The following is a 14,029-nucleotide window of genomic DNA, read 5'->3' as shown; positions in this document are numbered from 1 at the left end:
CGGTGTGGGGGGTTGGGGGGCGGTGGAGCGTTGCACCATCACCAACTGCACCACGCTCGGCAACGGCACCAATGGAATCTTCCTGGAGTTGCAGAAGCCGTACTGGGAGCCGCCGCGTGGATACCGCATCATCGGCTGCCACAGCCAGGCCAACCGGTTCGGCATCTCCGACTGGGGAGCCGACGGGCTGATCGTCTCCGGATGCACGATCACCGGCAACCTGGAGGCCGGTTTCGACATCTCCGGCAACGGCACCGCGGGAGTCGCGGGCCGGGGCGGCATCCTCACCGACTGCGTGATCGACCGCAACGTCCGGGACGGCATCAGCGTGGGCAACACGCCCGGGGCGTACACCATCCGGGGCAACCGGATCAGTGGCAACGGTGGACACGGCTACCACCAGCACGACCTGGGTGACGGTTACCAGGGCCCGGCGGCGGAGATCGTCATCGACGGAAACGACTTCTGGGACAACGGCTTGGACGCGATCCGGGTCGACCGGCCGATGGTGGACGCGATGTTCGTCGACAACCGGATCCGCAACAACGGCCGGCAGTGCGAGGCGGCGGCCACCGGCAGCGGAGAGTCGGTCTGGTACGCCCGCCGCGCCATGACGGACCGCTCCGCGTGCTGGCGTGCCGACGGGCACCGGGGAAAGATCCTGCGGGTGGGCTCCCGGCTCGCGGTGGTGGTGGGGAACACCGACACCGATCTGGCCCTGGCCGATCTGCGGCCGGACGCGGAGAACGCGTGGAACGAGGACGTCCCGCCGCCCGGGGCGGCGTACGAGTTGCCCGCGCCGGCACCGGTCCGGGCCGGCATCACCGTCAACGCGCACTTCGATTCCGCGACGGTACGCGGCAACCGGATCTGGGACAACAGCTCGGAACCGACCCAGGGCTACGGCATCTGGGTCACCGAGCGGGGCACCTGCGTCTCCTGTCGGGTCGAGGAGAACGACCTGGCCGGCAACGCCGAGGGCGCGCTGCGCTGCGACAGCCGCCCGGTCGGTGGTCGCTGGACCCGCAACCACACCGACGTGGACTAGAGGATCAGTCGCCAGGTGGGTTGGCGGTGGCCTCCGCGTGCCGGTCGAGGAGTCGGGCGCGGATCTCCTCCGGGGTGTACGTGCGCCGCCGCCGCTCGGCTCGGGCGATCACCACGCCGGAGGCCGCGACGCCCGCCAGCCCGGCCAGTCCGAGGACCTTCCACCACCGCATCCGTTGCCGCATCCGCCTAGGGTAGTCCCCTATGAGCATCAGCCTGGACGAGGCGGTGGAGCTGACCCGTACCGGCGACGTGTGGGTCTTCCGAGGTCGAAGCGTGCCCGACCGGGCCATCCAGTTCACCACGAACAGCCCGGTCAACCATGTGGGCATGGCGGTGGTCCTGGACGACATGCCGCCGCTGATGTGGCACGCCGAGCTGGGCAGATCGCTGCCGGACCTGTGGACCGGCACCCACCAGCGCGGTGTGCAGCTGCACGACCTGCGAGACGCGGTGTGCGTCTGGGCCAATCGGTACGGTCAGCGGGCCTGGTTGCGTCAGCTCGACCCACCGGCGGACGCGGCGATGGAACAGTCGGTGTTGCGGACCATCGCGCGGCTGGACGGCACCCCGTTCCCGTCCACCGCCCAACTGGCCTGGCGGTGGCTGCGCGGGCGGGTGCCCAGCGCTCGCCTGCCGGTGCGCGGCCGGCGGCAGCCGAGCCCGGCGGTGGCCGAGCGGACCTTGGAGACGGCGTACTGCGCGGAGGTAGTGGCGGTCACCTACGAGGCGATGGGCCTGCTGCCGGCCGGCCGCCGACCGAACTGGTACGACCCGGGCCGGTTCTGGAGCGGCGACGATCTCGGCCTGCACGGTGGGGCCCGGCTGGGCAGTGAGATCGAGGTGCGGATCCCGCCGCGCTGAGGTTTGGCCGCCGGGCGTGGTGGCAATTGCTTGCGACGTGACTGCCTCCACCGATCTCGACACGCTGTCCGACTTCTTCGACCGGTACGGTGTGGCGCTCACCGCCGGCGACCTGCCCGCGATCGCCGGCTGCTACGCCCTGCCCGGGTTGGTGGTCGCCGACACCTACAGCTTCTCGTTCACCTCGCCCGCGGCGGTCGCACTGTCCTTCGTGGGCGCGGCGCCGGAGTACGCCGAGCGGAAGTTGGTCGCCGCGCACGCCGACATCGAGCAGGTGCAGGAGATCTCCGCCCTGCTCACGCTGGTCGCCGTGCGGTGGGAGTTCCTGGACAGCCAGGGTCGGCAGGTGCCCGGCGAACGGTACCGCTACCTGCTGCGCAGCACCGACGACGGGCCGGTGATCTGCACCGTGGTCCGCACCGGCTGAGGTGTTCCGGCCGTCGCCGTCGGGTCGCTGTCACGCGCTGTTCCGGAGATCCGTCCGTCCACTAGGCTGTCGCCTCGGTGACGACAGGGGGACCAGATGTCCGTGCAGCCGGCCGCTGACCAGACCGGTGACCAGACCGGCGACGAGAGCGGCGAGACAACCCGCCGTTGGCAGTGGCCCAGGATGATCGCCTCCGCACCCTGGGTGGTGCTCCTGGTCGGTGTCTCAGTGCTTGCGGTGCTGCTGGTGGTGGCGGCCCTGGCCTTCCGTGGTCCGGAGCGGCCCGCGACATGGTCCGCCGGTCCGCCGATGGTCCTTCCGGTCCTACCGGATGCCACGAACTCCGTCGACGCGTCCGATCCGGCCGGGCCGCCGAGCGCGGCCGGGCCGACCGGCCAGCTGCCGGCCACACCGAGCGGCTCGACCACGCCTGTCGCGCCCACGTCGCCGGTGCCGTCGCCGTCGGTTACCGGAGCCTCCGGAACGGATCCCAGCCGGTCACCGGCCAGCACCACGTCCGCGCCGGCCCCGGCGGCCCCCGACACCGGTGTGCTGACCGCAAGCTACCGACTACAGAGCGCTGACGCGGACTCCATCCAGGCCGAGTTGGTGGTACGCAACGGCACCGGCGGCCCGATCGAGTGGCAGCTCGATCTGGCGTTCAGCGCCGAGGTCACCGGCCTCCGGGCCTCCAGTGGGCCGGGGGTTTCGGTGTCCATCAAGGGCGGGGGAAGATACCTGCTCAGCGGCAGTAAGCCGTTGGCGGCCGGGGTGACGCAGACGGTGCAGTTGCGGGTCAGCCGCACCGGTGGCGGCGACTATCCGCTCGGCTGCGTGCTCAACGGATCACCATGTGGAACGGGTTGAGCGTACTGTTAGGACTGCTGGGTCTTTGTCCGGTACTTCCGGGTGCCGCCCTTGATCGCTACGCTGACCGGGCTGCCTGCTGAGGAGAGACATGTCCGGTATGCGCCGCGCTTCCCGAGAGTTTCCATCCGGCCCGGTCGCCGTGGTGTCCACTCCCTGGATTCTGGTGTCGCTCGGTGTCGTCGTGATGCTGGTGCTGCTCGGCATCTCCATCAGGGCGTACCGCTCACCCGGGCCGGACTTCAACCCGGTGCCGCCGGGGCCACCGCTGGTGGCGCCGCCGGTGCCGATGGACCAGGCGTCGTCGGCGGGTCGGGCGGGCGCGGAGGAGCCGGCGCCGGCCCCGGCCGTACCCGGGCTCTCCCCCCGCCGGACCGACCCGCCGATCCCGTCCGGTTCCGCCTCGGCCACGCCGGAGCCGCCGGCCGAGGCTGCGCCGCAGACGAATCCTCCGGCACCGCCGCAGAACAGCGCGCCACCGTCCGTGGCGCCGCCGGCCCCGCCCGCCCTGCCGCCGCTGGAGGCGCAGTACCGGGTGATGCAGACGTTCCCGGGCGGCTTCATCGGCGAGCTGTCGATCCGCAACGCCGCACGCAGTGACCTGGGCTGGGTGGCGCGCCTGGATTACCCGGGCGGTCGGTTGGTCACCGCCTGGTTGGAAGGCACTACACAGGGGACGTTGAGCGAGCGCCAGGGCACGTTCACCTATCGCAGCGGTCCGGACCTGGGCGCCGGCGCCTCGGTGCTGCTGCGCTTCCACATCGAATCCGCTGATCCGCGCCCGGCGAGTTGCACGATCTCCGGCCGGAGCTGCGCCGGTCTCTGACCCCCGGCCCGTCCGCGGCGCGGCCACCCGGACAGGCCTGTCTCTGACCCCGACCCGGCTGCGGAGCGGCCGCGCGGACAAACGGGGCGATCCGCAACAGAAGCGCAGTCTTGCGCAAGTGTCGGCATTGTTGCGACTGGGTTTGCAAGGTATTGCAGAATGTTTCGGCAAGGGCTAGCGTGCGGGCCAATCAGCGACCAGAGGAAGGCCGTCGATGAAACCCCCGCCGATACCGCGCAAGGCCCTGCTCGCCCTCGTCTTCCTGCTCACCCTCACCCTGGTCGGCACGCCGGTCGCGGTGGGTCCGGCCGGTCCCGCCCAGGCCGCCGCGTCCACCGCGCGCAGTGCCACCGGCGCCGTCACCTGGTCCACCGAGCCCTCCGCCGCCGCGCTCCTGGCCGCCGGCACCGACCGGAGCCGGGCCGAACAGTTCTACTTCGTCCTGCCGGACCGGTTCGCCAACGGCGACCCCCGCAACGACCGGGGCGGCCTCACCGGAGACCGGCTGCGCACCGGGTACGACCCCACCGACAAGGGCTTCTACCAGGGCGGCGACCTCAAGGGACTGATCGACCGGCTGGACTACATCGAGGGGCTCGGCACCACCGCCATCTGGCTCGCCCCGGTGTTCGCCAACCGACCGGTGCAGGGCGAGGGCGATGACGTCTCGGCCGGCTACCACGGCTACTGGATCACCGACTTCACCCAGGTCGATCCGCACTTCGGCAGCGCCGCCGACCTGAAGAAGCTGGTCCAGCTCGCACACCGGCGCGGCATCAAGATCTACCTCGACGTCATCGTCAACCACACCGCCGACGTGATCAGTTACGCCGAGGACACGTACACCTACGTCGACAAGGCGACCGCGCCGTTCCGCGACGCCCAGGGGCGGCCGTTCGAGGACCGCCACTACGCCGACGGCAGCCGCCCCTTTCCGACGGTGAACCGGGACTCCTTCCCGTACACCCCGACCTTCGAGACCGCCGGCGACGCGAAGGTCAAGGTTCCGGCGTGGCTGAACGACCCGACCATGTACCACAACCGCGGTGACTCCACGTTCGTCGGTGAGAACAGCGAGTACGGCGACTTCTTCGGTCTCGACGACCTGTGGACCGAGCGTCCCGAGGTGGTCCGGGGGATGACGAAGATCTACGCCGACTGGGTCCGCGACACCGGTGTCGACGGGTTCCGGCTGGACACCGTCAAGCACGTCAACATGGACTTCTGGCCGCAGTTCAGCCAGGGCGTCCAGCAGGCCGCCGCCCGCGCCGGCAAGCCGGACTTCTTCATGTTCGGCGAGGTCTACAGCGCCGACCCGGAGATCACCTCCGACTACGTACGCCAGGGTGGCCTGGACGCCACCCTCGACTTCGGCTTCCAGGAGGCGGCCCGCGCCTTCACCGCCGACAACGGCTCCGCCAAGGCCCTGGCCGACCTGTACGCCCGCGACGACCTGTACGCCGCCCGGGACACCCACGCCGGCCGGCTGACCACCTTTCTCGGCAACCACGACATGGGTCGGATCGGCTCGTTCATCGCCAACGGCCCCACCGACCCCGCCACCCACCTACGCCGCGACCAGCTCGCCCACGAGCTGATGTTCCTCACCCGCGGCCAACCGGTGATCTATTCCGGCGACGAGCAGGGCTTCACCGGCCCCGGCGGGGACAAGGACGCCCGGCAGCCCATGTTCGCCTCGCGTACCGCTGACTATCTCGACGACGACCTGCTCGGCACCGACCGCACCCACGCGCAGGACCAGTTCGACCGCGCCCACCCGCTCTACCGTTCCGTCGCGGAGCTGGGCCGGCTGCGCCAGGCGCACCCGGCGCTGCGCGACGGCGTGCAGGTCACCCGGCACGCCGCCGACGGCCCCGGCGTCTTCGCCTTCTCCCGGTTCGATCCGGACAACCGCACCGAGTACCTGGTGGCGGTGAACAACGCCGCGACCGCGCAGACTGTCACAGTGGACACCTGGTCGGCCGGCGCCACCTTCACCGGCCTCTACGGCAGCAGCGGGCGGCCGGTCGCCGCCGGCGACGGCAAGCTGACCGTGACCGTGCCGCCGCTGTCGGCGGTGGTGCACCGGGCCGGCGCACCTGTCGCCCTGCCCGCCGCCAAGCCGCGCCTGGCCATCACCGCCCCGGACGCGCCGCCGGCCACCCGGGCCGAGGTCACCGCGCAGGTCACCGGTGACCCGCTGGCCACCGTCACGATGGCCGCGCGGGTCGCCGGCGGGAAGTGGACGCTGCTCGGCTCGGCGCACCGCACGCCGTACACCGTGCACCACGACCTGACCGGGCTGGCCGCCGGCACGGCTGTCGACTACCTGGCGGTGGTCCGCGACGGCCGGGGCCGTACCGCCACCGCCCGCTCCAGCGCCACCGTCGGCACCCCGGAGCTGGCCGGCTCGTCGCGGGACTGGCTGGTGGTGCACCACCAGCGGCCCGACGGCGACTACACCGACTGGGGCCTGTACGCCTGGGGCGACATCGACCCGGAGTACGCCACGCAGTGGCCGCAGGGACAGCCGTTCGCCGGCACCGACTCCTACGGGCGGTTCGCCTGGGTGAAACTGAAGCCGGGCGCGAAGTCGGTAGGGTTCCTGGTGGTCGACGCCGACGGCAACAAGGACGTCGACAACGACCGGACCGTGGACGTGACGCAGACCGGCGAGGTCTGGGTGAAGCAGGGCGACCCGGCGACCTACCCGAGCCGGGAGGAGGCCGCCGGAGCGCCCGCGCCGCCGGTCGAGGAGGGCACCGCGGTGATCCACTATCGCCGCCCGGACGGCAACTACGACGGCTGGGGCCTGCACCTGTGGGACGGCGCGGCCAACCCCACCGACTGGGCCCGGCCGATGCCGCCGACCCGGATCGACCCGTACGGCGCGGAGTTCCGGGTGCCGCTGGCCGAGGGCGCGACCGGGCTCAGCTATATCATCCACTCCGGCGACGAGAAGGACCTGCCGCAGGACCAGCGGCTAGACTTCGCCGAGGCCGGCCGCGAGGTCTGGTTGCTGGCCGCCACCCCGGGCCGGCTGCTGCCGTCGACAGCCACCGGCACCGGCACGGACACCGACATCAGCAAGCAGCGGGCGCACTGGATCGACAGGTCCACTGTGGCCTGGCGCACCGGACCCACCGACGGGAAGGCGTACGCGCTGGTGACCGCGCCGGTCGGCGGGGTGCGGGTGGTCGACGGCGAGCTGGTCGGGACGTACACCTCGGTGCCGTTGACCGCGCAGCGCAACGGGCTCACCGAGGCCCAGCGCGCGGCCTTCCCGCACCTGTGGGACCACCGGACCTTCACCCTGGACCGGCGCGACCTGGGCAAGGTGCCGGCCGCGCTGCGCGGCCAGCTCCTGGTGACCGAGCGGGCCGCCGACGGCACCCTGCTCGGCGCCACCGGCGTGCAGATCCCGGGCGTGCTCGACGACGTGTACGCCCCGGCCACCACCGCCGCGCTCGGGCCGACCTTCTCCGGTGGCGTACCGAGTCTGGCGGTGTGGGCGCCGAGCGCCCGGACCGTGTCGCTGGAGCTGTTCGACTCGCCCACCGCGACGCCGCGCACGGTGGCGATGCGCCGCGACGACCGCACCGGCATCTGGTCGGTACGCGGGACGCGCGACTGGACCGGAAAGTACTACCGCTACCGGGTGCAGGCGTGGCAACCCGCCGCGCAGGAGTTGGTGACCGCCTCGGTGACCGACCCGTACTCGGTGGCGTTGGCGGCGGATTCCACGCACAGCCAGATCGTCGACCTGACCGACCCGAAGCTGGCCCCGGCCGGCTGGTCGACGCTGCGCAAGCCGGCCGCCGTACCGAACGCCAAGGTGCAGATCTCCGAGCTGTCGGTACGCGACTTCTCCATCGCCGACACCAGCGTGCCGGCGCAGCGGCGCGGCACCTTCCTCGCCTTCACCGACCCCGGCACCGCCGGGATGCGGCACCTGAAGGCGATAAGCGACGCCGGGGTGACCCACCTGCACCTGCTGCCCGCGTTCGACTTCGCCACCATCCCCGAACGCCGGACTGACCAGCGGCAACCGGACTGCGACCTGGCCGCCCTGCCCCCGGACTCCGAGCGCCAGCAGGAGTGCGTCGGCGCGGTGCGCGACACCGACGGCTACAACTGGGGGTACGACCCGCTGCACTACACCGTCCCCGAAGGCGGGTACGCGGTCGACCCGCAGGGCGCGGCACGTACCACCGAATTCCGGCAGCTGGTCGCCGGAGTCAACGCGGCCGGGCTGCGGGTGGTCATGGACGTGGTCTACAACCACACGTCGGCCGCCGGCACCGATCCCAAGTCGGTGCTCGACCAGATCGTGCCCGGCTACTACCACCGGCTGCTCGACGACGGGTTGGTGGCCACCTCCACCTGCTGCGCCAACACCGCCCCGGAACACGCCATGATGGGCAAGCTGGTGGTCGACTCGCTCGTCACCTGGGCCACCGCGTACAAGGTGGACGGGTTCCGGTTCGACCTGATGGGCCACCACCCGAAGGCCAACATCCTGGCCGTGCGCCAGGCGTTGGACAAGCTGACGGTGGCCCGCGACGGCGTGGACGGCAAGAAGATCCTGCTCTACGGCGAGGGTTGGAACTTCGGCGAGGTGGCCGACGACGCCCGGTTCGTGCAGGCCACCCAGGCCAACATGGCCGGCACCGGTATCGGCACTTTCAACGACCGGCTGCGCGACGCGGTACGCGGCGGCGGACCCTTCGACGAGAACCCCCGCCAGCAGGGCTTCGCCTCCGGGCTGTTCAGCGACCCCAACGGCGATCCGGTGAACGGTACGCCAGCCGAGCAGCGGACCCGGCTGCTGCACCAGCACGACCTGATCAAGGTTGGGCTCGCCGGCAACCTGCGCGGCTACCGCTTCACCGACTCGACGGGCCGGACCGTCACCGGTGAACAGGTCGACTACAACGGCTCACCAGCCGGTTACACCGCCGCGCCGGGGGAGGCGGTCACCTACGTCGACGCGCACGACAACGAGATCCTGTACGACGCGCTGGCCTACAAGCTGCCGCAGGGCACCTCGGCGGCGGACCGGGCCCGGATGCAGGTGCTCGCGTTGAGCACTGTGCTGCTGGGCCAGGGCGCGGGTTTCGTCACCACCGGCACCGAGCGGCTGCGGTCCAAGTCGCTGGACCGCAACTCGTACAACTCGGGGGACTGGTTCAACCAGATCCGGTGGGACTGCGCGCAGGGCAACGGGTTCGGCATCGGGTTGCCGCCGGCCGAGGACAACCGGGACAAGTGGCCGTACGCGAAGCCGCTGCTGGCCGACCCGAAGCTGGTGCCGGACTGCGCGGCGATCGAGTTGACCGACGCCCGCTATGCCGAACTGCTGCGGATCCGGGCCTCCACACCGGTGTTCGGCCTGCCCACCGCGGGTGCGGTGCAGAAGCGGGTGGCCTTCCCGCTCTCCGGCCCCAAGGAGACGCCGGGGGTGCTGACCATGACCCTCGACGCCAGTGGTCTCGACGGAGCCTGGAAGTCGGTGACGGTGGTCTTCAACGGCACCCCGACGTCGGCCACCCAGCGGGTCGCCGGGCTGCGCGGCGCCGACGTGGCGTTGCACCCGGTGCTGCGGTCCTCGGCCGACCCGGTGCTGCGTACCGCCGCGTTCGACACGTCGACCGGCACGTTCACCGTGCCCGCCCGCAGCGTGGCCATCTTCGTGCAGCGGTAACCCCCCCCGCCGCCAGCCTCGCCGATCTAGGGGCAATCGTCGTATGTTGATCTCCAAGGACGACGATGACCCCTAGATCGGCGGGCGCGAAGGGCCCCCTCCCGCCGGAGCGGGAGGGGGCCGATGGCCTGTAGGTGCGGCCGGGTGGCCGTCCGTCAGGCGGTCAGCCGAAGCAGCGGGGGACCGGAGTCAGCGAGCCCTCGCAGTTGGTCGGCTTGTTGGCCGTGATGGCCGACTTGTCGTCCACGTTGACCTCGCCCAGGAAGTTGAACACACCGCCCGGGCGGAGGGTCGCGAAGTTGTGCGCGACCCGTGTCTTGTCCAGGTCGATCTCGGCGAGGACGTTGAACACGCCGCCGCCGACGCCCAGCGGGCCGACTGCCCGGTTGGCGCTGATCTCGCTCTTGCGGAAGGTGGCCTCGCTGAGCACGGTGAACACGCCACCGCCGAAGAAGCCCGCCTTGTTGGTGACGATCTTGCTCTCCTCGACGTTGGCGATCGCGCCCAGCGCCAGGGTGAGGCCGCCACCGACGCCGACCGTGGAGTTGCCGGCGATCTCGACGTGCGACAGCTCGAAGTTGCTGTCACCGGCCGCGGCCACCCCGCCACCGGCGAGGAGCGCCGTGTTGTTGGCGATCTTGGAGTGCCGGACGGCGCTGGTGCCCTCGATGTCGAGCAGGCCGCCACCGAAGCCGAGCGCCTCGTTGTCGGTGACCTCGGCCCTCTCGATCGTGACGGTGCCGCCGTCGATGTCCCGGCCGAAGATGAACGCCGCCCCGTTGGCGACGCCACCGCCGCCGATGGCGGCTTCGTTGTTGCTGACCCGCGACTCGCGGACCTCCAGGACGCCGGCGTTGAAGATGCCGCCGCCGTAGAAGAAGGCGGTGTTGTCGGCGACGGTGGTGTGGTGGAGGCTGGTCCGGCCGAAGTTGGCGAGACCGCCGCCGAGGCCGCCGGCCTGGTTGCCCACGATGTGGCTCTCCTCGAACGTCGCGGTGCCACCGGAGTGGACCAGGACCCCGCCGCCGGCGTGCGGACCGCCGTCGACGAGCGTCGTCGCCTCGGTCTTGGCCTGCGCGGCCTTGAGCGCCTCGCCCTTCGGCTTGGCCTGCAACAACGGCAGGTACGCCTGGCTGGCCTCGGCGGCCTTGGTCGCCTCGACCGAGTTCGAGAACCGCGACCACGCCCCCTCCGCGGTCTCGCCGCGCAGGAGACTCCGCACGGTCTGGCCATTCTTGATGGTCAGGCCCTTCGCGGTCAGGTGCCCGCCCCGGCCCACCGTGAGGATCCGGAAGTGACGGGCCCCGGCGTCCCGGACGATCTTGGTGTCGTGCCCCTTGAGTACGACGTTCTCCGTGATCACCGGCAGGCCGTTGCCGTGCTCGTCGGACCGGGTCAACGTGTACGTGCAGTCCCGGGCCAGTTCCAGCACGCCGCCGTGGTTCTCGTTGGCGTAGACGATCGCCTGGATGAGCTTGTCGGAGTCGCAGGGCACCTCCTTCCCGCGCTCCTCCCCGCGGCGCTCGGGTTCACCCTTCTTGCCCTTGTGTCCCTCGCGCTCCGCCGCGCCCAGGTCGCCGTCCTTGCTGACCTGCTGGGCGGTGGACCAGCGCAGACCCTCGGTGCCGACCGCGCCGGCGGCAGCGGCGACACCGACTGCGGCGATGCTGACCACGCCGGTGAGACCGGCGACGCCGCTGACGAGCCAGAGCTTGCGACGTCGCTTGGACGTCGCCCCCGACTCGGCGGCGTTGTTCTTAGCTAGGTAGTTGGACATCGGAGCTCTCTGCCCTCTCGTCGTGCCAGACAGGGTCGTCACGCGCAGGTGAGCGTCCCCTGCTACAAATCGGTTGTAGCTCCCAGAAGCACCGTATGAGAAGGATCCTCGCTCCGGGTGCATAAACGAGATAAGCCCACATTCGGGGTGAAGATGGCCAGGCTGCGTGGATCCGGCACCAGACCGGTCTAGCAGTGAACCTGGGGATTTCCGGGACGACCAGGCTCTTCCCGGGCGAACAGCCAGGACCGGGAAAGGGTTCGGGGCTCCTCCGCGCCGTCGCCGGTCCGGAGGAGCCCCGATCTATGTGGTCGTGCTGTCCCTGTTGCCCGCACTCGGCGGGGTCAGCCGAAGCAACGCTCCGGAATGGTCGGGCTGCCGGCGCAGTTGGTCGGCCGGTTCCCGGTGACGGCGGACTGGTCGAGGGTGACGCCGTCGTTGACTGTGGCTATTCCTCCTGGCGCCACCACCGAAACATTGTGCTCCACGGTGGACCGCTCCAGGCGTACCCGACCGAGGTTGTTGACGATGCCGCCGCCGCCCACCGAGTGCTGGCCGATGGCCTGGTTGGCCACCACCTCGCTGTCCCGCAGCACGACCTCGCCATGCCAGGCGTACAGTCCGCCGCCGGCATTTCCGGCGACGTTCTCCCTGATCGCGCTCTGCTCGATCACTGTGGTGCTCTCGATGCTGACAGCCACGCCACCGGCATCGCCGTCGGTGGAGTTGCGGGCCACCAGGACCCGTTCCAGGGCGAGCTGACCGCGATGGTAGGCGACGATGCCGCCGCCACCCACGCTCGCGTTGTTGTCGGTGACCTGGCTCTGGCTCATCGTGGTGGTGCCCTCCACGTCCAGGAGGCCACCGCCGATCCCGGCCGTACGGTTGTGGCTGATGGTGCTCCGCCACACCCAGGTGGTGCCGCCCGGCACACTCGTCCGGTCCTGGGGTACGCCGTTACCGATGCCCCCACCGCCGACTCCGGCGCTGTTGGCGACCACCTTGGAATCTTCCACCCGCAACACGCCGGTGTTGAAGACACCGCCACCGGTGCCGGCTGCGCTGTTGCGCTCGACAATGGTGTGGGCGAGCCGGGTGGTCCCGTAGTTGGCCACCGCCCCGCCGTTGCCGCCCGAGTGGTTTGTCGAGAAGTTGCTGTGCTCGATGTCGGCTCGGCCACCCCGCTGCACGAGCAGGCCCGCACCGTCGCTCGGCCCCACCACGCTCTCGGCGCCAGGGCCAGCCCCGACCTTCGGAGCCGCCGCTGCCGCCGGGGCTGCTGCCGCCTTCGGAGCCGCTGCCGTCGCGGCAGCCGGGGCTGCTGTTGCCTTCGGTGCTGCCGGAGCTGTTGCTTTCGGAGCCGTCGCCGTTGCTTTCGGAGCCGTCGCCGCTGCGGCGGCCGGGCCTGCTGCTGCCTTCGGGGCTGCCGCTGCCTCTGGAACTGCCGCCGTTGCTGGGGCCGCTGCTACCTTCGGAGCTGCCGGTTTGACCGCCGCCGGGGCCGGCGCGGGAGCGCCTGCCGGAGCCGCGCCCGGGGCCGCTGCCGGAGGTGCCGCCGGTTTCGATGTGGCCGGCGCCAGTTGACCGAACGGGCCGAGGTTGCTCTTCGGCTTGACCGGGAGGGCGATCAGGTCTGCCGGGGTTTGCCCACCCGTGACCGTCACGTTCCTGAGGGTCAGATGGCCGTCCCGGCCGACGTTGAGGATCCGGAACGGGTCGGCGTTCGCCGCCCGCTCGATCCGGGTGTCCTGGCCGGCCAGCGTGATCGCTTGCGTGATCACCGGCAGGCCGTTGCCGCGGTCGGAGCGGGTCAACTCGTACGTGCAGCCCCGCGCCAGCTCCAGGATGCCGCCGTGGTTGGCGTTGGCGTACGTGACGGCCTGGATGAGCTTGTCGCTGTCGCAGGGCACCTGCTTCGCCGTTGGCCGGTCCGGCCGCTCACCGCCCGGGCCGCCCCGACCACTCCACTCGGCGCCCCGGGCACCCTCCTGCACGCCATCCTTGTCGGGCGCGGCACCGATATCCTGCTGTGGCGCGGTGGCCGGCTGCGCGTCGGAGGTGTGCTCCTGCCCGTCGTTCTGCCGATCACGGGCGGCCACACCGCCCAGTGCGGCGAGACCGACGACGCCGGTAAGACCGGCCACGCCGGCGGCCATCCAGAGTTTGCGTCGGCGCGGTCCCGTTGGTTCCGGCGGGGTCGGAGGCGGCCCACCGTAGGTAGCGGCCACGTCGTTGGACATCAGAGTCTTCCCCCCTTTGCTGTTACCAGGCTGCCCCGCACCGCCCAAAGCGGTGCGAGTAGCTACAAAAGGCTTGCAGCTCTGATAACCACCGTAGGAGAGGAATCCTCGCCCAGGGGACTTATCCGAAAAAGGCCCGCATTTACCTCGTACCGGACAACCTGGCCGCTCACTCTCACCCCCACGCCCGCGTTGATCAAGAAGTTTGCGTCGGGATCACGTGGAAATCCCGACGCAAACTTCTTGATCAACTAGGCGGTGAGGTGGGGGCGGGGTG

At 70.9% G+C, this 14,029-nt stretch carries 9 protein-coding genes; 6 read left to right on the top strand and 3 right to left on the bottom strand.

Translation table 11 applies throughout. The features are described from left to right. The coding region (locus C1I93_RS21035) for a right-handed parallel beta-helix repeat-containing protein (protein ID WP_146603546.1) at positions 1-1,048 on the top strand (1,048 nt) is incomplete at its 5' end. 4 nt (positions 1,049-1,052) lie between these two features. Here C1I93_RS21035 and C1I93_RS21030 read toward each other — a convergent pair. Continuing rightward, on the bottom strand, positions 1,053-1,232 hold the full coding sequence (locus tag C1I93_RS21030) for a hypothetical protein (RefSeq protein ID WP_181445261.1): 180 nt from the start codon (positions 1,230-1,232) through the stop codon (positions 1,053-1,055). A gap of 19 nt (positions 1,233-1,251) precedes the next feature. On the opposite strand from C1I93_RS21030, the gene C1I93_RS21025 reads away from it, so the two are divergent. The 5 genes from C1I93_RS21025 (at position 1,252) to pulA (ending at position 9,735) form a co-directional block, all read left to right on the top strand. Next, on the top strand, positions 1,252-1,911 hold the full coding sequence (locus C1I93_RS21025; RefSeq protein WP_111245019.1) for a hypothetical protein: 660 nt from the start codon (positions 1,252-1,254) through the stop codon (positions 1,909-1,911). A gap of 37 nt (positions 1,912-1,948) precedes the next feature. Then, entirely contained in the window at positions 1,949-2,338 is a 390-nt protein-coding gene (locus tag C1I93_RS21020) for a DUF6841 family protein (protein WP_111245018.1), read from the top strand. A gap of 96 nt (positions 2,339-2,434) precedes the next feature. Continuing rightward, positions 2,435-3,205 carry a hypothetical protein gene (locus C1I93_RS31710; RefSeq protein ID WP_181445260.1) on the top strand — a complete coding sequence of 257 codons (771 nt, stop codon included), beginning with the start codon at positions 2,435-2,437 and terminating at the stop codon, positions 3,203-3,205. A gap of 91 nt (positions 3,206-3,296) precedes the next feature. Continuing rightward, entirely contained in the window at positions 3,297-4,031 is a 735-nt protein-coding gene (locus C1I93_RS32975) for a cellulose binding domain-containing protein (protein WP_146603545.1), read from the top strand. A gap of 214 nt (positions 4,032-4,245) precedes the next feature. Then, the gene (gene pulA / locus C1I93_RS21000; RefSeq protein ID WP_111245014.1) at positions 4,246-9,735 is read left to right on the top strand and encodes a pullulanase-type alpha-1,6-glucosidase; all 5,490 of its coding nucleotides are present in this window, start codon (positions 4,246-4,248) and stop codon (positions 9,733-9,735) included. A gap of 163 nt (positions 9,736-9,898) precedes the next feature. Here pulA and C1I93_RS20995 read toward each other — a convergent pair whose 3' ends face one another. Further along, positions 9,899-11,512, bottom strand: a complete 1,614-nt coding sequence (locus tag C1I93_RS20995; RefSeq protein ID WP_111245013.1) for a right-handed parallel beta-helix repeat-containing protein — start codon at positions 11,510-11,512, stop codon at positions 9,899-9,901. A 344-nt stretch (positions 11,513-11,856) separates the two neighbouring features. Beyond that, positions 11,857-13,752: a hypothetical protein gene (locus C1I93_RS20990; protein WP_146603544.1), complete on the bottom strand. Its 1,896-nt coding sequence runs from the start codon at positions 13,750-13,752 to the stop codon at positions 11,857-11,859. Between the last annotated feature and the right edge of the window lie 277 nt (positions 13,753-14,029).

Origin of the sequence: Micromonospora endophytica, assembly GCF_003236305.1 — a bacterium.
In the GTDB taxonomy this organism is placed as follows: domain Bacteria; phylum Actinomycetota; class Actinomycetes; order Mycobacteriales; family Micromonosporaceae; genus Micromonospora; species Micromonospora endophytica.
The sequence above is the reverse complement of the archived record's forward strand: the minus strand, read 5'-3'. Positions and strand labels throughout refer to the sequence as shown.